Source organism: Isoptericola sp. NPDC019693 (assembly GCF_044389085.1).
In the GTDB taxonomy this organism is placed as follows: Bacteria; Actinomycetota; Actinomycetes; order Actinomycetales; family Cellulomonadaceae; genus Isoptericola.
Map to the genome: position 1 here is coordinate 66,827 of NZ_JBIRXP010000006.1, position 23,003 is coordinate 89,829.

Genomic DNA, 23,003 nt, shown 5'->3' on the forward strand with positions numbered 1-23,003 from the left:
TGCGGCGGGTGAACCCGCGCCCGGCCGGGTGCCCACCGACCCGTCCACGCCCCGCCCACGACCAGTCCACGAACCACTCCACGAGCCCGGCCCCGACCGCCGGACGTCGGGGCGTCGCGCGACCCGCACGCCGCGCGGGTACGTTCGTGGCTGTGAATCCGTCGGCGAACGGTGGGTCTGCGTCCCTCGAGAGCTCCGACTACTGGTGGTACCGCACCCGCACCCACCTGCTGCGCACGGTGCTGGGCCGGTACACCGACGGCGCGGGGGCCGTCCTGGACGTGGGCAGCGCCGACGGGCCCAGCGTGGGCTGGCTGCGAGGACGGGACCACCACGTCACCCTGGACCTCGACCCGCGGGGCCTCGCACCGGGCTCGGGGGTGTGCGGCTCCGCGGACGCGCTGCCCTTCGCGGACGGCGCGTTCGACGTCGTCGGAGCCTTCGACGTCCTGGAGCACTGCGACCGTGAGGACCGCGTGCTCGCCGAGATCCGCAGGGTGCTGCGGCCGGGCGGCCACTTCCTCATGACGGTGCCGGCCTACCAATGGCTCTGGAGCGACTTCGACGTCCGGAACGGGCACGTGCGCCGCTACACGCGGGGGCGCGCCGTGGCCGCGCTGGGGGACGGCGGGTTCGAGATCCTCCGTGCGACCTACGCGTTCGCCTCGACGTTCCCGGCCTTCGTCGTGGAGCGCCTCGCGCGCCGTGCCCGCGGCCTCGTGAAGCGGGACGACGGCGGGGCGGCGGACATCGTCCGGCTCCCGAGGACGCCCCCGGTGGCCGACCGGGTCCTCACCGCGCTGGGGACGGTCGACGGCAGGCTGCTGGCACGCCGCGACCTGCCGTTCGGGTCATCGGTCGTCGTCGCCGCCCGCCGGCCCCCGCTCTGACCCCGGGCCGGCGGCCCCCGCAGGCCGCCGGAACGAGAAGTGAAGGTGGCCGAAGTAGCTGGCGACCACGGTCAGGGCCAGCGCCAGCACCTGCGCCGGCAGCACGGGCAGGTGCAGGAGCTCCACGAAGGCCCCGAGCAGCGCGGCGTTCAGCGCGAGCGCGCTGAGCTGCACGCCCACGAACCGGACGAGGTCGAGCCAGACACCGCCCCGGACCCTGAACACGAAGCGGCGCTGCAGCGTGAAGCCCACCGCGATGCCGACGGCGTAGGCCAGGACGAGGGCCCCGAGGTACCCGATCGTGTCACCGAGCAGCCGCTCGAAGGCCGCGAAGGCCAGCAGGCCGACCAGCGTGTTGATCCCGCCCACGACGAGGTACGCGGACTCCCGCCGGCGCAGCACCGCCACGATCCTGGCCCGCCACGCGGGGCCGGTCCTGCCCTGGTCCGTCATCCGGTGCCTCCTCGACCGTCACCCGGCGACGACGAACAGGGCGGCGACGACCACGACCCAGCCGGCGGCGAGCGCGACCTGCGTCCGGCGCAGCACCGTGCTCGACCTCGCGGGGTCGGCGGGCGCCAGCAGCCCGGCGACGGCGATCCCGAGCAGCGGCGCGAACACCGGCCAGTACCGTCCGCTGGAGACGTGGACGAACGGCTGGGACATGAGGAGGGCGAGCAGGCCGGAGGCGAGGATCACCATGACCTGGGCGTCCGTCCGCACCCGTCGCGCGGCCACGATCGCGACCGCGGCGGCGCCGAGGGCGACGAAGTACGTCCAGCGCGTCGCCGCGATGCTGAGCCGGTCGGGGGCCGTCTCGGGCGGCGCGGCCGTCCCCTCGACCCCGGGCCGGAACACGTGGTCGTACGAGTCGGGGGAGAAGGCGTACCGCCTGAAGTTGTCGAGCACCCCGGCGGCGTACGTCGAGGGGGTGACGTCCCGCATCGCGTAGTCGCGCATCTGCCGTCGCACCTCCAGGGGGTTCTCGCCGGTCTGCGCGCCCACCGCCCTCGCGTAGCGGGCCATGTTCGTCCAGATGTTCCCCTCGGTGCACGGGCCGAAGCAGAGCTCGTCCCGGTCGCCGAAGGCGTAGGCGACGGAGAGCGACATCGTGGTGGTCGTGGTGACGCGCTCCCCGAAGGTGCGGGTCATGATCGTCGACCACGGGGCCAGCAGCAGCACGACCACCGCGGCCGCCGTGGCGCACGCGGCCAGCGACCGCACGAGCGCCCGGCCGCGGGTCCGCACGAGCACCACCACGACGAGCAGGGCGAGGACACCCACCACCAGCGGGAGCGCGCTGGAGCGCAGGTACAGGGTGACCACCAGGGCCAGGCCGAGCAGGGCCGCGTCGCGGAGCCGAACCGTGCCCGTGGAGTCGAGCCGGCGCCACATGACCACGAGCAGGGGGACCGTCGCGAGGATCACGAGACCGGCCCAGGCGTCCCCCCATGCGCTGAAGCCGAACAGGACCCACATCGGGACGAGCCCGGGGACCACCAGCAGCACCGCCGCGGTCCGGAGCCCGAGGGTCCGGGCGACGACCGCCACCACGCCGAGGAAGACGACCGTCGAGAGCCCGCCGAGGAACAGCCGGACGGTGACGTCGTCCGCCGTCGGGTCCAGCAGGAACAGGGGGGTGAGCAGCAGCGCCATCCCGGGCATGAACCAGCCGTTGCCCACGAGGCGGGCCTGGAGCTCGTCCGTCGGGAGCCCGTCGCCCTGCAGCAGGGCGTGGACGGAGTCCGCGAGGACGCGCGCGCCCGTGGTGTACGCGACCTCGTCGCCGGCCAGCGGGCCGGGCAGCGCCTTGAACGCCAGGACGACCCGGAGCGCCAGGTTCAGGAGGACCAGCGTGCCGACGACGACCAGGGGCAGGACCGGCCGACGTCGCACCCCGGGCGGGGGCGTCGTGATCCCACCCGCGCCGGTCACGACGAGCCCTTCCGCATCACGGTCGCCCCCTCGGCCGGCGGGTCCACCTTCTCGATCGGTGTGCAGTCCGCCGTCCTGCGGGGCAGGCCGGCCTTCCGGGGCAGGTCGAGCCGGAAGGTGCCCTGCACCAGGGTCTCGGGCGTGGCGTCCTCGAGCGGTGCGACGTCGAACGCCACGGCGCCGTACCCGGGGGCCTCGAACCGGTGCCACCCGCCGTCCGCGCCCAGCGGGGTGAAGCCGCCGTCGACCAGGCTGTCGGTGAGGCTCTCGGTGAAGTCGTCCGGGCCGACCTGGTCGAACTGGGCGACCAGCACCCACCGGTCGCCCACGACGTACTGCCGCATGACCTGGTGCCCGACGTCGATGCTGACGTCGTCGGGCAGCGGCCAGCAGGGGCCGGCGAGCGGGGGGACGAGAGCGGCGGGTCCCTGGTACCCGGCCGACGGGTCGACGCACGACGACGTCCCCACCACCCCCGTCAGGAGGACGACGAGGGAGGCGGCGCGGCGGAGCGGGTGGCGCCCGCCGCGCGTCATCGGCACGCCCCCGGTCGCCGCAGGGACCGCGCGACGTCCGCGAACGTGGCACCGATGCCGGCGGCCAGCGTGGTGGTCGCGAGCCGGTCGACCTCCGGCCAGAGGGTCGACCGGAAGCGGAGGTCGCGGGTCTGGAACGCCGTGCTCGGGGACGTGCCCAGGACGATGGGCGCGCGCCGCTTGGTGATGCGGGAGAGCTCTCCCACGATCGTCGCGAGGGTCACCGCGCTCTGCGAGGCGAGGATCTTCACGACGGCGGCGCCCGGCCCGGCCTCGGCGAGCCGGTCCATCCCCGCCAGCACCATGCGCGCGGCGTCGCGCACGAAGACGTAGTCCCGGGCCGTGTCCAGGGAGACGTAGATCAGCAGCGGAGAGCGCTGCACCTCGGCCCGGCAGAGCTGGGTGATCAGGCCCTGCGGCTTGGCCAGGTTCTGGCCCGGCCCGTACAGGTTGGCGATCCTCCCGACCAGCACCGAGGCGCCGCACGCCGTCAGGCGTCGCACCGCCGACTCGGTGGCGAGCTTCGCCACCCCGTACGGCGCCAGCGCCCTCGGCGCCGTCGCCTCGGTGAAGGGCGGGTCCGCCGAGCCCGCGTAGACCCCGCCGGCGGAGGACGCGAGGAACGCGCGGACCGTCGTCCCGGGGTGCCGCCCGCACGCGGCGGCCAGCACGTCGACGACCGCGTCGAGGACGGACACCTCGCGGTCCAGCGCCTCCTGGCCGGTCGCGACGACGCCGGCCCCCGCGGCCCAGAGCAGGTCGACCGACCGGAACGTCCCCAGCAGGCGCTCGGCGTCCCTCGCCAGGACCGACACGGAGGCCGCCGGGTCGTGCCAGGGCACGGTGCTCGTGCGGACGGTGCGGCCCGCCGCCCTGGCGCACGCGACGAGCTGGCCGCCGAGCAGCCCGCCGCCGCCGACCACCCAGGTCACCTGCCCGTCACGTGGCACGACCGCCCCTGCCGAGGGGTCCGGAGTGCGGGTCGCTCATGATGACGTACGGCGGCTTCCCCATCGCCATGTTCACCGCCACCCCGATGTACTCGGCGACGATGCCGAGGGCGTACAGGATGAGGCCCGAGCACAGCAGGAGGATGACGACGGTCGAGGTCCACCCCTCGGGGACGTTGCCGCCCGCGAGCCGTTCGACGGCGAGCACGACCGCGAGGACGAGACCGAAGGTCGCGAAGACCGCGCCGATCAGGCTGACGACCCGCAGCCCGCGCGTGCCGCTCGTCATGACCATCCGCCAGAAGTGGGAGAGCAGGGTGCGCACGGAGTAGCCCGACACGCGCTCGCCCTCGGAGCGCACCGACACGGGGCAGGTGGTCACCCGGTCGGCGACCCAGCTCAGCGCGACGTCGAGGTAGACGCCCTGGCCGGCGTACGCGGCGACGCTGCGCCCGATCTCGCCGAGCATGAGGCGGTAGCTGTGGAACTTCGTCGCGTCGGCGTCCCCGCCCGAGAGCAGGTTGATGAGCAGCTTGGCGGCCCGCGAGGTCGTGTTGCGGAACGCCGTGTGCGGCGTCTCGTTGCGCGGCGACGCGTAGACGAGCGCCGAGCGCTCGCGCATCGCGGTGTCGAGGAGCGCCCCGATGTCGGCCGGGTCGTGCTGGCCGTCCTCGTCCATCGTCACGACCCAGTCGCCCGACGAGCTCGCGATGCCGGCGGTGGTCGCCGCGTGCTGCCCGAAGTTCCGGCTGAGCCACACGGGCCGGACCCACGGGAGCGCCGCCGCGAGCTCGCGGATCACCCGGGCGGAGTCGTCGGGGCCGCAGTCGTTGACGAGGATGACCTCGGTGACACGGTACGGGTGGCCGGCGGGGGAGCGTCCGGGTTCGGTGAGGGGGACGAGCTCCTCGACGAGCCCGGGCAGATGGCGCTCGCCCCGGTAGACGGGAATGACGACCGAGAGCGTGTGCTCCAGGTCTGTGCCGTCCGGGGTGGCCTGCACCATGCCACATCACTCTAGGGCGAGTGGGGTCTGGTGGCGACAGGCCGTGCGGCGACCCCGCCCTGGGGGCGGGGAAGCGGTGGAGCGGGTGACGGGAATCGAACCCGCGCTGTCAGCTTGGGAAGCTGAAGTTCTACCATTGAACTACACCCGCGCAGCAGCACCGTGACGGTGTGCGCGCCCCGATCATACCCAACCGAGGGTGATGCTCCGAACCGGTGGCCGGCACGCCGCGGACGGCGTGCCGGCGGCGGCGTCAGAGCGGGCGGATGTTGGACGCCTGCATGCCCTTGGGGCCCTGCGTGACGTCGAACTCGACCTGCTGGCCCTCGTTGAGGGAGCGGAAGCCGTCCGCGACGATGGCGCTGTAGTGCGCGAACACGTCGGCGGTGCCGTCGGAGGGGGCGATGAAGCCGAACCCCTTCTCCTCGTTGAACCACTTCACAGTTCCGGTGGTCATGGTGTCTTCTCTCGTTGATGCGACGGACCAGCGAACGCCGGTCCGGTCGTCGCACCCGGTCGGGTGCGGACGGTGCGGGCGCGGGCTCGACGAGCGCGCGCGGTGACGTGGCGGGCGGGCGCGCGCTGCGCCGTCGCCTCGGCCAGGGTGGGGACGACGGCGACGGGCCGCGAGAAGCGGTCGTGCACGTGGAAGCCGTCCGGAAGTCGGGTGATCATGCCCCCGTACTCGCCGTCGACCGTCGCGACCCACAGGTCGTCGTCGGCCCGGCGCCACACGGGGGTGGGTCGGGTGGTGCCCTCCGCCGCGGACGCGGACGCGAGGGGCCTTGCGATGGTGGAAGAAGTGATGCTCTCTGCTCTGCTCTCGTTCCGCGCGACGCCGTGAGGTCGGTTCGTCGGGCGGAGATCGTCGTGGACAGCGGTGCTGTCTCCTGCGCGCGGACCTTGCTTCGATGCGAGGTACCGAAGAGTGCCGGGGTCGGATCCCGCGGCGTGCGCGGCGTCCAGGATACACGAAGGCCGGTCGGGCCCGGCGTCGGACGGCGGAGCGCTCCCCGCCCGACCCGACTACCGTGTCCCCGTGCTGCTCTCCGACCGCGACATCCGGGCCGAGCTCGACGCCGGGCGGGTCGTCCTCGACCCGTACGACCCGACGATGCTCCAGCCCTCCAGCATCGACGTCCGTCTCGACCGGTACTTCCGGCTGTTCGACAACCACAAGTACCCGTTCATCGACCCGTCGCAGGAGCAGCCCGAGCTCACCCGCCTCGTCGAGGTGGCGCCGGACGAGCCGTTCGTGCTGCACCCGGGGGAGTTCGTGCTCGGCTCCACGTTCGAGTCCGTCACGCTGCCCGACGACGTCGCCGCGCGGCTGGAGGGCAAGTCGTCGCTGGGGCGCCTGGGGCTGCTCACGCACAGCACCGCCGGGTTCATCGACCCCGGCTTCTCGGGCCACGTCACGCTGGAGCTGAGCAACGTCGCGACGCTGCCCATCACGCTGTGGCCCGGCATGAAGATCGGGCAGATGTGCTTCTTCCGCCTGTCGTCCCCGGCGGAGCACCCCTACGGCTCCGACGCGTACGGCTCGCGCTACCAGGGGCAGCGCGGCCCGACGGCCAGCCGCTCGTGGCAGTCGTTCCACCGGAGCGAGGTCTGAGCGCCGCGCGCGGCCGCGGCAGCGGGGCCACCGACGGCCCGTTCCGCGACGGGTCCGGACGTCGCTACGCTCGGTCCCGCCGCGCCGGCACCGGCGCGCCCCGGTCCCGGAAGGAGCTCCGCGAAGTGGCCCAGAACCAGCCCGTCCTGCCCTCGTTGCCGCAGGTGGCGGCGCAGGGCCACCAGGCGCGTCACCTGCTGGGGGTGCCGTCGGATGTCGTCGTCGACGAGATCGAGGTCCTCGCGATGTCCCGCTTCGTCGGCACGCGCTGGGACGTGGTCCCCGCGGACCTGCCCGGGGCGGACGTCCCGGTGGGCCGCATGGCGAACCCGGGGGAGCCGGGCGTGCTGCGGCTGTCGCGCCACAGCGTCGTCTCGGGCCCGTACGCGCCGTCGGGCAAGGGCGTCGACGCGGGCCTGCCCGCCGGCACCGCGATGGTGTTCGACGTCGTGTGCCCGCGCGAGCGCTGGGACGACGCCACCCGGTTCGGCGGCGACCGCGACGGCCTCGGGCGCGCGTTCCCCGCCGCGCTGCCGAACCGCGAGGAGGAGCGGGTCGTGTCCTGGTTGCTCCAGGCGGCGCGCCGGCTGGGCGGCTCGGTGCGGATCGACGTCGCGGGCACGTGGGACGACGCCGACGGCGGCCGGCGCGCCACCGGTCCGGGCGTCGTGCTGACCCCGGACCCCGACCGGGCCGTGGACCTCACGGTGTACTCCGACATCTGGCTGGACCCGCAGGCCGCGCACCGCGTGCTGCAGGCCACGCACCCGCGCGTGCGGCTCGCGACCGAGGGCAAGCCCTACGAGGGGCCGCCCGCGGGGATCGCGGACCGCCCCCTGTACCCGGGCGAGCCGCTCGACCCGGAGGTGCGCAAGGCGATCCACGAGCGTGCCGACGACGTCGACATCGCCGCGCTGCAGGCGCCGATGGTGCTCGACGCGTACGGGCTGTCGACCGATCTGGGGCCCGACGGCTCCGTCACGGTCGAGGTGGTCGGCGACGAGACCCTGCCGCTGCTGGTGCGCGAGCTGCCGTGGGCCGCCGGAGGCGCCGTCTGCTACCACGTGCGGTGGGACCCGCCGGACCTGTACGAGGCCAACCAGGAGTTCCCCCAGGCGGCGCACGTCGTCGCCCGGCGTCGCGCGGCCGACCTCGTCGGGAAGATGGCGGTCGCGATCCACGCGGCCGTCGGCGGCGAGATCGCGGACGAGGCGGACTTCCTGCTCGCCCCCGAGGACCTGTAGGGCGTGACGTCGAGCGACTCAGGTCACACCGAGGTGTCACCTCGTCAGGGTCGGACCATCGCTCGATGCCGGTAAAGTAAAGCCGACGCCCCGCCCTTCGACCGGACGGAGTGCTGTGCTCTCAGTGCTGCTCTTCACCTTCCTGCTGGCCCTCGCGGCGCCGGCTCTGGTGGCGTGGGTGGGCAGGAGAGCCTTCTGGGTCCTGGCCCTCGGGCCGACCTCGGCCGCCGCGTACGCGCTGGCGATGACCCCCCGGGTGACCGCGGGGGACTTCCCGACCACCGAGGTCCCCTGGGTGCCCGGCCTGCACCTGTCGATCACCCTGCAGCTCGACACCCTCGCGTGGTTCATGCTGCTCGTGGTCGGCGGTGTCGGCGCCCTGGTGCTGCTCTACTGCTCCGCCTACTTCGCCCGCGACGCCCTCGGCCTCGGCCGGTTCGCGGCCGTGCTCACGGCCTTCGCCGCCGCCATGGTCGGCCTCGTCGTCGCCGACGACCTGCTGCTCCTGTTCGTGTTCTGGGAGCTCACGACCGTCTTCTCCTACCTGCTGATCGGCCACTACGCCGACCGCAAGGCGTCGCGTCGCGCCGCGATGCAGGCGATCGTCGTGACGACGGCCGGCGGCCTCGCCATGCTCGTCGGGCTCATCATCCTCGGCGTCATGGGCGACTCCTGGCGGATCTCCGAGCTCGTCGCGAACCCGCCGTCGGGCACCGCGGTCACCTGGGCGGCGGTGTGCCTCCTCGCGGGCGCCGCGACGAAGTCCGCGCTCATCCCGTTCCACTTCTGGCTTCCCGCGGCGATGGCGGCGCCCACGCCGGTGTCCGCGTACCTGCACGCGGCGGCCATGGTCAAGGCGGGCGTCTACCTCGTGGCGCGGTTCGCCCCGGCGTTCGCCGACCTGCCCGTCTGGCGCTGGCTGGTGCTGGTCCTGGGCGGCGGCACGCTGCTGCTGGGGGGCTACCAGGCGCTGCGCCAGCACGACCTCAAGCTCGTCCTCGCGTTCGGCACCGTCTCTCAGCTCGGCCTGATCGTGCTGCTGCTGGGGCTCGGCAGCAAGGCGCTCGCGCTCGCCGGCCTCGCGATGCTCGGCGCGCACGCCATGTTCAAGGCCGCGCTGTTCCTCGTCGTCGGGGCGGTCGACGTCGCCACCGGCACCCGCGACCTGCGCAAGCTGTCCGGGCTGTGGCGCACGATGCCGTTCACCGCCGTCGCGGGCGTGCTCGCCACGGCGTCGATGATCGGGTTCCCGCCGTTCGCCGGGTACGTCGCCAAGGAGGCCGCGCTCGAGGGCCTGTGGCACGACGTCACGCACGGCGCGGGGGCGCTCGAGTGGATCGCGCTGCTCGCCGTCGCCGTCGGCTCCGCGCTGACCGTCGCCTACGGCCTGCGGTTCGCGTGGGGCGCGTTCGGCACGAAGCGGCGCCCCGGCGTGGCCGCCGCGGGCGCGCCGGCGACGACGCGCGACGCCGCCGCGGAGCCCGCGCCCGCGACGCCCGTGCGCCGCCAGCCGTGGCTGCTCGTCACCCCGCCGCTCGTGCTCGCGGTGCTGGGTCTCGCCGTCGCGCTGGCGCCGGCGACCGGGGAGCGGCTGCTCGCCCCGTACGCGGACCGCTACCCCGCCGGTGAGCCCGGCCACCTCGTGCTCTGGGGCGGGTTCACGCCGGTCCTCGCGATCACGGTCCTCGTGCTGCTCGCCGGCTTCGTGCTCTTCTGGCAGCGCGCCCGGGTCGAGAAGGCCCAGGACTTCCTGTGGTCCCCGCGCTCCGCCGAGGTCACCTACCGCCGCACCATGCGGCGTCTGGACGACCTCGCCGCCGACGTCACCGCGGCCACCCAGCGCGGCTCCCTCCCGGTCTACCTCGGCATCATCCTCGTGGTCCTCGCCGTCGCGCCCGGCACGGTGATCGCGTCCGGGCTGATCGGCGGGCAGCCGCCGCTCGAGCTGGTGCTGTGGGACCGTCCGGCCGACGCGGCGGTCGTCGCCGTCGTCGTCATCTCCTGCGTGCTCGCGGCGCGCGCCCGCCGCCGGCTCAAGGCCGTCGTCCTCGTGGGCGTGGCCGGCTACGCCAACGCGACGCTGTTCATGCTGCACGGCGCCCCGGACCTCGCGCTCACCCAGGTGCTCTGCGAGACGGTCACGCTCGTCGTCATGATGCTCGTGCTGCGTCGCCTGCCCCCCTACTTCACCGACCGGCCGCTCGCCGCCAGCCGCTGGGTGCGGCTCGCGCTGGCGGTGGTCTCGGGTCTTGTCGTGATGGCGTTCACGGTCGCCGCGCCGCTGGCGCGCGTCACCGAGCCGATCAGCACCGACTTCCCCGAGGAGGCCTACACCTGGGGCGGCGGCAAGAACATCGTCAACGTGACCCTGGTCGACATCCGCGCCTGGGACACGGTGGGCGAGATCTCCGTGCTGCTCGTCGCGGCGACCGGCGTCGCGTCGCTCATCTTCCTGCGGCAGCGCAGCGGCGAGGTGCTGCGGCTGTCCCGCGTGGACGAGGTCAGCCGGTCCGACCCGCGCACGCGCCGCGTGTGGCTCGCCGCGGGCAGCACGCTGGAGCCGGAGCGCCGGTCCGTGCTGTTCGAGGTCGTCACCCGCGTGGTCTTCCACGCCATGATCGTGTTCGCGCTGTTCCTGCTGTTCAGCGGCCACAACGCCCCGGGCGGCGGCTTCGCCGCGGGGCTCGTGGTCGGCATCGCGTTCGCCGTGCGGTACCTGGCGGGCGGGCGGTACGAGCTGGGCGAGGCCGCGCCGGTCAACCCCGGCGTGCTGCTCGGCACCGGCCTGTTCCTCTCCGCCGGCGTGGGCCTCGCGACGCTCGTCGCCGGGCAGGAGGTGCTGCAGAGCGCCATCGTCGACATGCACTTCCCGGTGCTCGGCGAGGTGCACCTCGTGACCTCCCTGTTCTTCGACATCGGCGTGATGCTCGTCGTCGTCGGCCTCGTGCTCGACCTGCTGCGCACGCTCGGCGCCGAGATCGACCGTCAGGACCCGCGGCCCGCCCGTGAGGAGGTGTCGGCGTGATCGTCCTCGAGAACACCCCGCCCGCCGTCCTCGTGCTCGCCATCGGCGTCATGTTCGGCACCGGCGTCTACCTGCTCCTCGAGCGTCCGCTGACCCGGGTGCTGCTCGGCTTCGTGCTCATCGGCAACGGTGTCAACCTCATGCTGCTGGTCATGGGCGGCCGCTCCGGCGCGTCGCCCATCATCGGCAACGCGCCCGAGGGCGTGCGGATGAGCGACCCGCTCGCCCAGGCGATGGTGCTCACCTCGATCGTCATCACGCTCGCGCTGACCGCGTTCGTGCTGGCCATGGCCTACCGGTCGTGGCAGCTGCACGGCCACGACGAGGTCGCGGACGACGTCGAGGACCGGCGGGTCGCCCGGCACGCCGCGCTCAACGCCCCTGCGTTCGAGGACGCGGACGACACCGAGCCCGACCAGACGCTCGACGAGGAGGCCGCCGACGTGTACGACGACGTCGACGACAGCGACGACGACGCCCACCGCGCCGACAGCCCCCGGACCGGCACCCCCGAGGAGCGCCCCTGATGCCCTGGGACTCCGCCACGCTGGTGCCGCTGCCCGTCATGCTGCCGCTGTTCGCCGCCGGGCTGACGCTCGCCCTGCACCGGTACGCCCGCGTGCAGCGCATCATCAGCGTCACCGCGCTCGCCGGCGCCCTCGCGGCCTCCGTCGGGCTGCTGGTCGCCGCGGACGCCGGGCCGATCGTCGTCGAGGTGGGCTCGTGGGCGGCACCCGTCGGCATCGACCTGGTGGCCGACCGGATCTCCGCGGTGATGCTCACCGTCTCGTTCGTGATGCTGCTGTGCGTGCTCCTGTACTCCCTGGGGCAGGGCGTGCCCGAGGGGGAGGAGGACCCGGGCGCGACGCGCGGCGACATGATCCCCGTCGCGATCTTCCACCCGACGTTCCTCATCCTGGCCGCGGGTGTCGCGAACGCGTTCCTCACCGGGGACCTGTTCAACCTCTACGTCGGGTTCGAGATCCTGCTCGCGTCGTCCGCGGTGCTGCTCACCCTGGGTGGCACGGCCGAGCGCATCCGCGCCGGGTCGGTGTACATCATCGTCACGCTGGTCTCGTCGACGCTGTTCCTCAGCGCGATCGCGCTGATCTACGGCGCCACCGGCACCGTGAACATGGCCCAGCTCGCGGAGCGGCTGCCCGAGATCGACCCGACCGTGCGCACCGCGCTGCAGCTCCTGCTGCTGCTCGCGTTCGGCATCAAGGCGGCGATCTTCCCGCTGTCCGCGTGGCTGCCGGACTCCTACCCGACGGCGCCCGCGCCGGTCACCGCGGTGTTCGCGGGCCTCCTCACCAAGGTGGGCGTGTACTCGATCTTGCGCACGCAGACGGTGCTGTTCCCGGACAACCCCACCGTCGACCAGGTGCTCATGGTGCTCGCGCTGCTCACCATGGTCATCGGGATCCTGGGCGCCGTCGCGCAGAACGACGTCAAACGCCTGCTGTCGTTCACCCTGGTCAGCCACATCGGTTACATGATCTTCGGCATCGCGCTCGCCACCGAGGCGGGCACCGCCGCGGCGATCTACTACGTGGTGCACCACATCTCCGTCCAGACGGCCCTGTTCCTCGTGGTGGGCCTCGTCGAGTGGCGGGGCGGGTCGACGTCGCTCGACCGGCTGGGCGGCCTCGCGAAGCTCGCCCCCGGGCTCGCCGTGCTGTTCTTCGTGCCCGCGCTCAACCTGGCCGGCATCCCGCCGCTGTCCGGGTTCCTCGGCAAGGTCGGGCTGCTCACCGAGGGCGCGACCGTGGGGACCGGGCTGGCGTGGGTGCTCGTCGTCGGGTCGGTCGTGACGTCGCTGCTCACCCTGTACGCCATCGTCAAGGCGTGGAACAAGGCGTTCTGGCAGGCGCCGTCGGAGGAGATCGAGGCCGACGTGCCGCTGCCGCGCGGCATGGTGCTGCCCACGGGTGCGCTCGTCGCGTTCGGCCTGCTCCTCACCGTCGCCGCCGGCCCGCTGTACGGCTACGCCGAGCGTGCCGCCACGGCGTCGATGGACGGCCACACCTACGTGGACGCCGTCTTCCCCGACGGGGCGGACCGCGGCCGCGGCGAGTCGGTCGTCTCCGGCGACGACGACGGCGCGACCGAGGACAGCGCCCAGGGAGGTGGTCACGGATGAGCCCGCAGTCGCGCCGACCCGCCGACCTGCTGCGCCGGCTGGGGTCGCAGTGGCACGCCCTCGTGCTGCTCACCGCCGTCTGGGTGATGCTGTGGGGCGACCTGTCGTGGGCCAACGTCATCGCGGGAGCCGTGATCGCGAGCGCGGTGGTCATGCTGTTCCCGCTGCCCGTCGTCGAGATGAACGGCACGGTCCGTCCGTGGCGGGCCGTCGTGCTCGTCGCCCGGTTCGTCTCCGACCTGTTCGCCGCGTCCTTCGAGGTGGCGTGGAAGGCAGTCCGACCCGGCCCGCCGCCGCACGGCGCGATCGTCGCCGTCCGGCTGCGCAACCCCGAGGACGCCTACCTCACCATCACCGCGGTGATGTCGTCGCTGGTGCCGGGCTCCCTGGTCGTCGAGGCGCGCCGCGACACCGGCGTCGTCTACCTGCACGTGCTCGACATCGACGGCTCCGGCGGCCCGGAGGCCGTGCGCCGCGACACGCTGGACCTCGAGGAGCGGGTCCTGCGGGCGTTCGCGAGCAGCGCCGTGCTGGCCCGGTGCGGGCTGGCGCCGGGCGACTCCCTCGGCGCCGCGTCGACGTCGCCGTCCGGGCGAGAGGGGAAGGACGCATGATGCTCGCCGCCGTGATCGCGGCCTCCGTGCTCGTGGCGGCCGCCGCGCTGCTCGCGATCGTCCGGGTCGAGCGCGGTCCGTCGATGCTCGACCGGGCCGTCGCCCTCGACACCCTGACCATCACCCTGGTGTGCGCCATCGCGATCGAGGCCATCTGGTCCCGTCGCACCGAGACCATCCCGATCCTCGTCGCACTGTCGATGGTCGGCTTCGTGGGCTCCGTGACGATGGCCCGGTTCGCCGCGAAGGAGCCCGAGGGCGAGGGCCGGGTGCGCACGCCCGAGGAGGTGGCCGCGCAGGCCCGTGCCTCTGACGTGTCGCGCGGCGAGCAGCGGGACGGGGCCCGGGCGATCGATCTCGAGGACGACGCCGACGGCACGGGAGGTGCGCCGCGATGACCCACGTCGAGCCCGGTCTGTGGACCACGATCGCCGACACCGTCGCCGCGGTGTGCCTGCTCGCCGGCGCGTTCCTGACGCTCGGCGCGGGGATGGGGCTCGTGCGCTTCCCGTCGCTGCTGGCCCGCATGCACACCGTCACCAAGCCGCAGGTGCTGGGCCTCATCCTCCTGCTCACGGCGCTCGCGCTGCGCGTGCGCAGCTGGTCCGCCGTCGCGATGCTCGTGCTGGTGGTCGCGTTCCAGCTCGTCACGTCGCCCGTCGCCGCCCACATGGTGGGCCGCGCCGGGTTCCGCACCGGCAAGGTCGATCCCGAGGACCTGCGTCCCAACGAGTTCGGCGAGCCCGACTGACCCCCGGCTGGTAGACCGGGCGCATGGCCCCTGCCGAGCCCGACCGCCCTGCCCCTGTCCAGCCCGGCGTCAGCCCGCGCGTCGTGCGCGAGGAGCGCGGCGGCGAGAGCACCCTCACGGTCGTCATCGCCTTCGGCGCCAACCTGCTCATCGCGGCGGCCAAGTCGTTCGCGGCGGTGGTCACCGGGTCGGCGTCCATGCTGGCCGAGGCCGTGCACTCCTGGGCGGACACCGGCAACGAGATCTTCCTGCTCGTGGCCGACCGGCGCTCGCGCCGGCCCGCCGACCCGCTGCACCCGCTCGGCTTCGGCCGGGAGGCGTACGTGTGGTCGATGTTCGCCGCGATCGGGCTGTTCGCGGTCGGCGCGGGCGTGTCCGTCACGCACGGCATCCAGGAGCTGGTGCACCCGGAGCCGGCGAGCGACTTCGGCGTCGCGTACGCCGTCCTCGGCCTCGCGTTCGTGCTCGAGGGGTTCTCGTTCCTGCAGGCCTCCCGGCAGGCGAGGGCGGAGGCGAGGAAGGCCGAGCACGACGTCCTGCACCACGTGCTCGTCACCTCCGACCCCACCCTGCGCGCCGTCTACGCCGAGGACGCCGCCGCGCTGATCGGCCTCGTCGTCGCGTTCGGGGGCGTGCTCGCGCACCAGCTCACCGGGTCGCCCGTGCCCGACGCGCTCGGGTCGATCGTCGTCGGCCTCGTGCTCGCCGTCGTCTCCCTCGTCCTCGTCGACCGCAACCGGCGGTTCCTCGTCGGGGAGGCCGCGCGCCCCGAGACGCGCGCGGCCGTGCTGGACCACCTCGTCGCGATGCCGCAGGTCGAGCGCGTCACGTACCTGCGGCTCGAGTACGTCGGGCCCCGGTCGCTGTACCTCGTGGCCAGCGTGGACCTCAGCGGCAACGAGCCGGAGGAGACCGTCGCGCGCCGCCTGGACGACCTCGAGCGGGTCGCGACGCGCGTGCCCGTCATCGCCGGGGCCGTGTTCACCGTCTCCACGCCGGAGGAGCCTTCGCTCTGAGCCGGCTGATCGGGCTGATCGGGCTGATCGGGCTGATCGGGCTGATTGGGCTGATCCGGCGCGGGCGGCCGGGCTCAGCCGGCGTGCCGGGCCTCGTGGGCGAGCAGGCTGCGCTTGACGTCCAGGCCGTAGCGGAAGCCGCCGAGGCTGCCGTCGGTGCGCAGCACGCGGTGGCAGGGCACGAACAGGGCGGCCGCGTTCATCGCGCACGCGCCCGCCGCCGCACGGACCGCGGCCGGGCGGCCGGACAGCTCCGCGTACCGGGTGTACGTCACGGGGGCACCCGCGTCGACCGCTCGCAGCACCTCCCAGGCGTGCGTGCGGTACGGGCCGGAGACCTGGTGCACGGGCACGGCGTCGATCGCGTGCACGTCGCCCTCGTAGTAGGCCCGCACGGCCGCGACCGCGGTCGCCACGGCCGCGTCGTGCTCCGGGACGGCCACCGTCGCGGCGGGCCGGACGTCGGGGTGGACGAGGCCGACCAGCGCGTCGGCGGCCGTCGTCCAGCCGGACGCGAGGACGGTGCCGTCCGGGTCGACGACGAGGGTGAACGGGCCGTCCGGGGTGCTCAGGGTGGTGGCACGGGCGGCCGGGGTCGTGACGGTCATGGGAACCTCCGGGGGATCGGTCTCGGGCGGGCGTCGCGCAGGTGGGATGCAGGGGCAGGGCAGGGGTGCGGCCGGCGGGCGGACGGGGGCTACCGCCTGGCCGGCGGCAGGGCGGCACGCCACAGGTGGAGGGCCGCGTACGACCGCCAGGGCGCCCACCGCTCGGCGTGGGCGGCCAGGGCGCGCGACCGGGCCGCGCGGGAGGCGCCGTCCGGGAGCCCCAGCGCGACCCCGGCCGCGGCGGCACCGGCCAGGAGCGCGACGTCGCCGTCGAGCCAGGAGTCCGGGTCGCGCAGCACGCGCATCGCCACGTAGCCGGCGGTCCACGGCCCGATGCCCCGCCGGGCCACGAGCGCGGCGCGCAGGGCGTCGCCGTCGTCGCCGATCCCGACGGCGAGGGTGCCGTCGTCGAGGGCGCGGGCGGTGTCCACGACCGTGGCGACCGACCGGGCGGGGAGGCGCAGGTGGTCGGCCGCCGACGCCGCGACCTGGCCAGGCGTCGGGAACAGGCGCGTCAGCCCGGGCACGGCGGACTCGTACGGGGTGCCCGCGGCGGCCGCCAGCCGGCTCAGGTGGGTGCGGGCCGCGGCGACGCTGATCTGCTGCCCGACGATGGCGCGCACCACGATCTCGTGCGGGTCCACCGTGCCGGGCAGGCGCAGGCCGGGCGTGCGGGCGACCGACGGCGCCAGCGCGGGGTCGTCCGCCAGCGCGGTGTCGACGGCGGACGGGTCGGCGTCCAGGTCGAGCAGCCGGCGCAGGCGGGACACGGCCACCGAGACGTCGGCCGCGGAGGCGAGCTCGAGGCGGACCGCCACCCGTCCCCGGCCCGCGCCGGGCCCCGCCAGCACCTCCGCCGCGCCCGGTCCGTGCGGCAGCAGCAGGGTGCGGGCGTAGCGCACGTCGGCGCCGGAGGCTCCCCCCGACAGGTCGGCGACCTCCACGCCGTCGACGGCGCGCGCCGCGAGGAAAGCGATCACGCCGCGGGCGTCGAACGGCTCCCGCACCGGCAGCTCGAGGTCGAGCCGGACGCGCGCGGCGTCGGCGCCGGAGTCGCCATCCAGCAAGCGATCCGTCGCGGCATCGGGCCCCGTGCCGCGACGGATCGCGTGCTGGAACGCCGTGGGACGGCGGTGGGCGCGGGCGCGCAGCTCGCTCGGCACGACGGCGAAGACCTCGGTCATCGTGTCGTTGAACTGCCGGATCGAGCCGAACCCCGCGGCGAACGCGACGTCCGCGAGCGGCAGGTCGGTGCCGACGACGAGGCTCCGCGCCGTCTGTGCCCGCTGCGCGCGGGCGAGGGCGAGCGGGCCCGCGCCGAGCTCGGCGGTGAGCAGCCGGTGCACGTGGCGGGCGCTGTACCCGAGGCGGGCCGCGAGCCCGTCCGTGCCCTCGCGGTCGACGACACCGTCGGCGATGAGGCGCATCGCCCGGCCGGCGAGGTCGTGGCGCAGGTCCCACGCGGGGGTGCCGGGTGCGGCCTCGGGCAGGCACCGCTTGCAGGCGCGGTACCCGGCCTCGTGGGCCGCCGCCGAGGTGAGGTAGAAGGTGACGTTCTCCGGCTTGGGCGTGCGCGCCGGGCAGGACGGCCGGCAGTAGATGCCGGTCGAGCTGACCGCCGTGAAGAACTGGCCGTCGAACCGGGTGTCCCGCGCGGCGATGGCGCGGTACCGCTCCTCGAACGCGCGCGCGTCCACCGTGCCGGGTGCGCCGTCGGGGCGGTCTGTCGTCGTCATGCCTTCATCCTCGCGCCGGCCACCGACCGGTGGCTAGCGGGATTCGGACACGACTGTGGCGCCGCCGCGGGGCGCTAGGGGAGGGCCCCGATCCAGTCGAGGACGGCGGTGAGGTACGCGTCCCGGGCCGGTCGTGGCGACAGGGCCAGGTCGTGGGTGCCGCCCGCGACGGTACGGACCGTGACGTCGCCGCCGAGACGCCGTGCCCGCTCGCGCATGTGCGCGACGTCGAGGACCGTGTCGGTGGTGAGGTGCTGGTCGGTGGTGGACCGGTCGGAGGTCAGCACGAGCACGGGGACCCGGAGCCCCAGCCCGCGGGCGAGGCGGCGCTGCGCGCGCAGCACCGACCGCAGCCAGGCCGCCCGGACGGCGAACGGCTCGTGCGGCTTCCACGCCGCGTCGAAGTCCCACTCGCCGCCGTGCGCCCGGTGCAGGGCGCGCGCGTACCCGTCGTCGAGGTGGTTGACGACGGTGCGCGGCGCGACAACGCCGACGGCCTCGACGAGGGCGGTGGCGGCGAGCCGGACGGGGCGGGGCTTGTTCAGCTGGACCCACGGGCTGTTGAGCACCAGCGCGTCGGCCCGGCCCGGGCGGGCCGCGGCCCACAGGGGGGCCACCAGGCCGCCGGTGGAGTGGCCGAGGACGACGAGCCGCTCGTGCCCGGCCGCGCGGACGACGGCGGCCGCGGCGTCGAGGTCCCGGGCGTACACGGCGATGTCGTGCACCTGGTTGGGGTCGCCGCCGGCGGACACCTGGGCGTCCCAGGCCCGCCCGTGGCCGCGCAGGTCGACGGCGTAGAACGCGATGCCGCGCCCGGCGAAGGCCGCCGCCAGGTGGGGGTGGAAGAAGTAGTCCGCGAACCCGTGCACGTACAGCACCGCCGTGCGCGCGACGGCGCCCTGCCGTCCGGGAGCCCCGCCGTCGTCCCCCGGGGTGGACGGCACGTGTCGCACCAGCACGGCCTCCGCGCCGTCGGGCAGCAGGAGGGTGCGCGCCCGGAACTCCGGGCCGAGGACGTCCTCGCGCCACGCCCCTGGCTCGGGAGGACGTGGGGCGGTCCGCGCGTCAGGCACCCTGTGCGGGGCCGGACGGGCGGTCGTCGGTCCCGGGCTCGACGTCGGGACCGGGGGCGGAGGGGTCGTCGGCCGGCGGCTGCCGGAGCGTGTCCTCCTCGCCGGGGCGGCCGGGCTCCAGCGGCTCGGCGACCGGGCCCGTGGCGGGGCCCGCCGGCGGGGCGGTCTCGGGCGCGGGCTCCGGTGCGAACGGTTCGGCCACGGGACCGGTCGTGGGACCACCCGCCGGCGTCGTCGGCGGCGCTGGCGGCGCGGGCGGGGCGGGCGGGGCGCCGAAGACCTGCTCCTCGGGCGTCGGGCCCGCCGCCGGCACGGCCCCGGGGGCCGCCTGCGCGGCGAACGCGGCATCACCCGTCGCCGTGCCCGTGAACGGGGCGGGACGGCGGTTGTTCCGCACGACGAACCACACGACCAGGCCGATGACGACGAGCCCGACGACGAGGCCCACGATCCACCAGGGGAAGCTGCTCCCGGCGTCGGCGGAGCCGACGGCGTGGATCTCGGTGTTCTCCCCGACCTTCGGCGTCCAGGTGACGGTGTTGCCGTCGACGGTGCCGGTGGCGTCGCTCACGGGCCCGGGGAACGTGACGGCCAGCCTGACGTCGAAGGCGTCCTGGACGCCCTGCGGCAGCGACTCGAGCTGGTCGGCACCCTCCGAGAGGTCCATGACGCCGTCCACCACGTAGGTGTCGCCGTCGCGCGTGATGCTGAGGTCCTCGCCGCCCTCGCCGGAGATCTCGCTGATCGGCGCGTCGGCGAAGGTGTACCTGGTGCCCGTGTACTCGTCGTCGGACCAGGGCTCCTGGGAGGCGCCCTCGGGCAGGCCCTGCGTCAGCTCGCCGCCCGCCTGGTCCCACAGCTCGCTCGGCTCCATCCCCATGGTCTCGGCCAGGCTGTTCGAGACGGCCATGATCATGGTGCCGGAGACGGTGTCGTCCTCCGAGAGCTTCAGGTCCATGTCGACCTTCATGCACCCGGCGAGGGCGAGGAGGCCGACAGCGGCGAGCGCCGCCGCGATCACGGTGCGGAGGCGGCGCACGGGGCAGCGGGCTGGAGTGGTCACCGGCCCAGCATCCCGCAGCGGCGGTCGGGCAGCCACCCGGCGTCCCGGCCGGTTGGCGATCAAAGTTGAGCGGAATAGACTCAACTTTGCCGTCGTTCCCCCGACAGACGTCTTTTCCGTGTCACCGCACGTCACCCCGGAGGTCCCATGGACATCAAGCTCACGACCATGTCGCAGCAGGCGCTCGGCGACGCCGTCCAGTCGGCGTCGGCCGCGGGCAACCCCCAGCTCGAGCCCGTCCACCTGCTGCAGGCGCTGCTGCACCAGACGGGCGGCGTCGCCGTCGGCCTGCTCGACGCCGTCGGCGCGAACGCCCAGCAGATCGGCCAGCGCGCCCGCGCGGCCCTCGTCGCCCTGCCGCAGGCGAGCGGCTCCGCCGTCGCGCAGCCCGCACCCTCGCGCGCCATGAGCGCCGTGCTGGAGAACGCCGGCAAGGAGGCGGAGGCGCTCGGCGACGAGTACGTCTCCACCGAGCACCTGCTCATCGCGCTCGCCGCCGGCCAGTCGGCCGCGGCCCAGGCGCTCGCCGAGGCGGGCGCCTCCGCCGACGCGCTGCGCGCCGCCCTGCCCGCCGTCCGCGGCTCCTCCCGCGTGACCAGCCCGAACCCCGAGGGCACCTACAAGGCGCTGGAGCAGTACGGCAGCGACCTCACGCAGCGCGCCCGCGACGGCCGGCTCGACCCCGTCATCGGCCGCGACTCCGAGATCCGCCGCGTCGTCCAGGTGCTCAGTCGCCGCACCAAGAACAACCCCGTGCTCATCGGCGAGCCCGGCGTCGGCAAGACCGCCGTGGTCGAGGGCCTGGCCCAGCGCATCGTCGCGGGCGACGTCCCCACGTCCCTGCAGGGCAAGCGCCTCGTCGCGCTCGACCTCGCGGGCATGGTCGCGGGCGCCAAGTACCGCGGCGAGTTCGAGGAGCGGCTCAAGGCCGTCCTCGAGGAGATCACCGCGTCCGACGGCGAGGTCATCACCTTCATCGACGAGCTGCACACGGTCGTCGGCGCGGGCGCCGGCGGCGAGGGCGCCATGGACGCGGGCAACATGCTCAAGCCGATGCTGGCCCGCGGCGAGCTGCGGCTCGTGGGCGCCACCACGCTCGACGAGTACCGCGAGCACATCGAGAAGGACCCGGCCCTCGAGCGGCGCTTCCAGCAGGTCTTCGTCGGCGAGCCGTCCGTGGAGGACACCGTCGCCATCCTGCGCGGGCTCAAGGAGCGCTACGAGGCGCACCACAAGGTGACGATCGCGGACTCCGCGCTCGTCGCCGCCGCCGCGCTGTCCGACCGGTACATCACCGGCCGCCAGCTGCCCGACAAGGCGATCGACCTCGTCGACGAGGCGGCGTCCCGGCTGCGCATGGAGATGGACTCCTCGCCCGTCGAGATCGACGAGCTGCAGCGCGCCGTCACGCGCCTCGAGATGGAGGAGGTCGTGCTCAAGGAGTCCGACGACGTGGCGTCGAAGGACCGCCTGGAGCGGCTGCGCGCCGACCTCGCCGACACGCGCGAGCGGCTCGCCGCGCTCACCGCGCGGTGGGAGTCGGAGAAGGCCGGCCACAACCGCGTCGGCGACCTGCGCGCGCGCATCGACGAGCTGCGCACCGAGTCCGACCGGCTGCAGCGCGAGGGCGACCTCGAGTCGGCGGCCCGCCTGCTCTACGGGGAGATCCCGCAGGTCGAGCGCGAGCTCGCGGAGGCCGAGCGGGCCGAGGCGTCGCAGTCGGGCGAGGACGCGGCGCACGAGGCGCCGATGATCGCCGACAAGGTGGGCTCCGACGAGATCGCCGAGGTGGTCTCTGCCTGGACGGGCATCCCGGCCGGGCGGCTGCTGCAGGGCGAGTCGGAGAAGCTGCTGCACATGGAGGACGTCCTCGGCGAGCGCCTCATCGGCCAGGCGGCCGCGGTGCGCGCGGTCTCGGACGCCGTGCGGCGCTCGCGCGCCGGCGTGGCCGACCCCGACCGCCCCACCGGGTCGTTCCTCTTCCTCGGGCCGACCGGCGTGGGCAAGACGGAGCTGGCCAAGTCCCTCGCGGACTTCCTGTTCGACGACGAGCGCGCCATGGTGCGCATCGACATGTCCGAGTACTCGGAGAAGCACTCCGTGTCCCGCCTGGTCGGCGCCCCTCCGGGGTACGTCGGCTACGAGGAGGGCGGCCAGCTCACCGAGGCGGTGCGGCGGCGGCCGTACTCCGTCGTCCTGCTCGACGAGGTGGAGAAGGCCCACCCCGAGGTCTTCGACATCCTGCTGCAGGTGCTCGACGACGGCCGCCTCACGGACGGCCAGGGCCGCACGGTCGACTTCCGCAACGTCATCCTGGTGCTGACGTCCAACCTGGGCTCGCAGTTCCTCGTGGACCCGGCGCTCGACGACGCCGCCCGCCGGGAGGCCGTCATGGCGGCCGTGCGGGCCTCGTTCAAGCCGGAGTTCCTCAACCGGCTCGACGACGTCGTGATCTTCGACGCGCTGAACGTCGAGGAGCTGGGCGAGATCGTCGACCTGCAGGTCGCGGCGTTCGCGAAGCGGCTGGCCGACCGGCGCATCACGGTGGACGTCACGCCCGCCGCGCGCGAGTGGCTGGCGCTGGAGGGCTTCGACCCCGCGTACGGTGCCCGCCCGCTGCGCCGCCTGGTGCAGCGCGAGATCGGCGACCGGCTCGCCAAGGAGCTGCTGTCGGGCGCGGTCTCCGACGGCAGCACCGTCGTCGTCGACCGGGCCCCGGACGCCGCAGGGCTGGTCGTGACACGGCAGGCATGACATGACGCCGAGGTAGTTCGAGAATCGCGATTCTCGAACTACCT

At 74.4% G+C, this 23,003-nt stretch carries 21 protein-coding genes and 1 tRNA gene; 11 read left to right on the forward strand and 11 right to left on the reverse strand.

The genetic code is table 11. The annotated features are described in order from the left end of the window. The first annotated feature begins 152 nt into the window (after positions 1-152). Positions 153-890, forward strand: coding sequence for a class I SAM-dependent methyltransferase (locus ACH436_RS17150; protein WP_430561409.1), 738 nt, complete (start codon positions 153-155; stop codon positions 888-890). Here ACH436_RS17150 and ACH436_RS17155 read toward each other — a convergent pair. The 7 genes from ACH436_RS17155 to ACH436_RS17185 form a co-directional block, all read right to left on the reverse strand. Beyond that, complete coding sequence (locus tag ACH436_RS17155) at positions 852-1,343, reverse strand: GtrA family protein (protein WP_430561410.1); 492 nt, start codon at positions 1,341-1,343, stop codon at positions 852-854. The genes ACH436_RS17150 and ACH436_RS17155 overlap by 39 nt on opposite strands. An 18-nt stretch (positions 1,344-1,361) precedes the next feature. Then, positions 1,362-2,825: a hypothetical protein gene (locus tag ACH436_RS17160; protein WP_430561411.1), complete on the reverse strand. Its 1,464-nt coding sequence runs from the start codon at positions 2,823-2,825 to the stop codon at positions 1,362-1,364. Next, positions 2,822-3,367 (reverse strand): hypothetical protein, encoded by a 546-nt coding sequence (locus ACH436_RS17165; protein WP_430561412.1) that lies wholly within the window; start codon positions 3,365-3,367, stop codon positions 2,822-2,824. Before ACH436_RS17165 ends, ACH436_RS17160 begins: the two co-directional genes overlap by 4 nt. After that, a complete protein-coding gene (locus ACH436_RS17170; RefSeq protein WP_430561413.1) occupies positions 3,358-4,311 on the reverse strand; it encodes an NAD-dependent epimerase/dehydratase family protein in 954 nt (317 codons plus the stop codon). The genes ACH436_RS17165 and ACH436_RS17170 overlap by 10 nt, the downstream gene beginning before the upstream one ends. Continuing rightward, positions 4,301-5,317 carry a glycosyltransferase family 2 protein gene (locus tag ACH436_RS17175; protein ID WP_430561414.1) on the reverse strand — a complete coding sequence of 339 codons (1,017 nt, stop codon included), beginning with the start codon at positions 5,315-5,317 and terminating at the stop codon, positions 4,301-4,303. Before ACH436_RS17175 ends, ACH436_RS17170 begins: the two co-directional genes overlap by 11 nt. A gap of 77 nt (positions 5,318-5,394) precedes the next feature. After that, positions 5,395-5,468: transfer RNA gene (locus ACH436_RS17180), tRNA-Gly, on the reverse strand. A 102-nt stretch (positions 5,469-5,570) separates the two neighbouring features. After that, a complete protein-coding gene (locus ACH436_RS17185; RefSeq protein WP_429765752.1) occupies positions 5,571-5,774 on the reverse strand; it encodes a cold-shock protein in 204 nt (67 codons plus the stop codon). 582 nt (positions 5,775-6,356) lie between these two features. On the opposite strand from ACH436_RS17185, the gene dcd reads away from it, so the two are divergent. From dcd to ACH436_RS17230, 9 genes are all read left to right on the forward strand, one after another. Then, positions 6,357-6,932 (forward strand): dCTP deaminase, encoded by a 576-nt coding sequence (gene dcd, locus ACH436_RS17190; RefSeq protein ID WP_430561415.1) that lies wholly within the window; start codon positions 6,357-6,359, stop codon positions 6,930-6,932. Between the two features lie 125 nt (positions 6,933-7,057). Next, positions 7,058-8,176, forward strand: coding sequence for a hypothetical protein (locus ACH436_RS17195; RefSeq protein WP_430561416.1), 1,119 nt, complete (start codon positions 7,058-7,060; stop codon positions 8,174-8,176). Positions 8,177-8,291: 115 nt separating this feature from the next. After that, positions 8,292-11,201, forward strand: a complete 2,910-nt coding sequence (locus tag ACH436_RS17200) for a Na+/H+ antiporter subunit A (protein ID WP_430561417.1) — start codon at positions 8,292-8,294, stop codon at positions 11,199-11,201. Further along, entirely contained in the window at positions 11,198-11,728 is a 531-nt protein-coding gene (locus ACH436_RS17205) for a Na(+)/H(+) antiporter subunit C (RefSeq protein ID WP_430561418.1), read from the forward strand. The genes ACH436_RS17200 and ACH436_RS17205 overlap by 4 nt, the downstream gene beginning before the upstream one ends. After that, entirely contained in the window at positions 11,728-13,344 is a 1,617-nt protein-coding gene (locus tag ACH436_RS17210) for a Na+/H+ antiporter subunit D (RefSeq protein ID WP_430561419.1), read from the forward strand. The genes ACH436_RS17205 and ACH436_RS17210 overlap by 1 nt, the downstream gene beginning before the upstream one ends. Then, the gene (locus ACH436_RS17215) at positions 13,341-13,958 is read left to right on the forward strand and encodes a Na+/H+ antiporter subunit E (RefSeq protein WP_430561420.1); all 618 of its coding nucleotides are present in this window, start codon (positions 13,341-13,343) and stop codon (positions 13,956-13,958) included. The genes ACH436_RS17210 and ACH436_RS17215 overlap by 4 nt, the downstream gene beginning before the upstream one ends. Next, positions 13,955-14,356, forward strand: a complete 402-nt coding sequence (locus tag ACH436_RS17220) for a monovalent cation/H+ antiporter complex subunit F (protein WP_430561421.1) — start codon at positions 13,955-13,957, stop codon at positions 14,354-14,356. The genes ACH436_RS17215 and ACH436_RS17220 overlap by 4 nt, the downstream gene beginning before the upstream one ends. Beyond that, positions 14,353-14,709, forward strand: coding sequence for a monovalent cation/H(+) antiporter subunit G (gene mnhG / locus ACH436_RS17225; protein ID WP_430561422.1), 357 nt, complete (start codon positions 14,353-14,355; stop codon positions 14,707-14,709). The genes ACH436_RS17220 and mnhG overlap by 4 nt, the downstream gene beginning before the upstream one ends. A gap of 23 nt (positions 14,710-14,732) precedes the next feature. After that, the gene (locus ACH436_RS17230) at positions 14,733-15,725 is read left to right on the forward strand and encodes a cation diffusion facilitator family transporter (RefSeq protein ID WP_430561423.1); all 993 of its coding nucleotides are present in this window, start codon (positions 14,733-14,735) and stop codon (positions 15,723-15,725) included. 74 nt (positions 15,726-15,799) lie between these two features. On the opposite strand, the gene ACH436_RS17235 is transcribed toward ACH436_RS17230, so the two are convergent. The 4 genes from ACH436_RS17235 to ACH436_RS17250 all read right to left on the reverse strand — a co-directional run bounded on the left by ACH436_RS17235 (position 15,800) and on the right by ACH436_RS17250 (position 20,205). Further along, the gene (locus ACH436_RS17235; RefSeq protein WP_430561424.1) at positions 15,800-16,333 is read right to left on the reverse strand and encodes a methylated-DNA--[protein]-cysteine S-methyltransferase; all 534 of its coding nucleotides are present in this window, start codon (positions 16,331-16,333) and stop codon (positions 15,800-15,802) included. An 89-nt stretch (positions 16,334-16,422) separates the two neighbouring features. Further along, positions 16,423-18,069: an AlkA N-terminal domain-containing protein gene (locus ACH436_RS17240; protein ID WP_430561425.1), complete on the reverse strand. Its 1,647-nt coding sequence runs from the start codon at positions 18,067-18,069 to the stop codon at positions 16,423-16,425. 74 nt (positions 18,070-18,143) lie between these two features. Then, the gene (locus tag ACH436_RS17245; protein WP_430561426.1) at positions 18,144-19,142 is read right to left on the reverse strand and encodes an alpha/beta hydrolase; all 999 of its coding nucleotides are present in this window, start codon (positions 19,140-19,142) and stop codon (positions 18,144-18,146) included. Beyond that, the gene (locus tag ACH436_RS17250; RefSeq protein ID WP_430561427.1) at positions 19,135-20,205 is read right to left on the reverse strand and encodes an LppM family (lipo)protein; all 1,071 of its coding nucleotides are present in this window, start codon (positions 20,203-20,205) and stop codon (positions 19,135-19,137) included. Before ACH436_RS17250 ends, ACH436_RS17245 begins: the two co-directional genes overlap by 8 nt. A 147-nt stretch (positions 20,206-20,352) precedes the next feature. Here ACH436_RS17250 and clpB point away from each other — a divergent pair, with 147 nt between their 5' ends. Then, on the forward strand, positions 20,353-22,959 hold the full coding sequence (gene clpB, locus ACH436_RS17255) for an ATP-dependent chaperone ClpB (RefSeq protein ID WP_430561428.1): 2,607 nt from the start codon (positions 20,353-20,355) through the stop codon (positions 22,957-22,959). Positions 22,960-23,003: the final 44 nt, after the last annotated feature.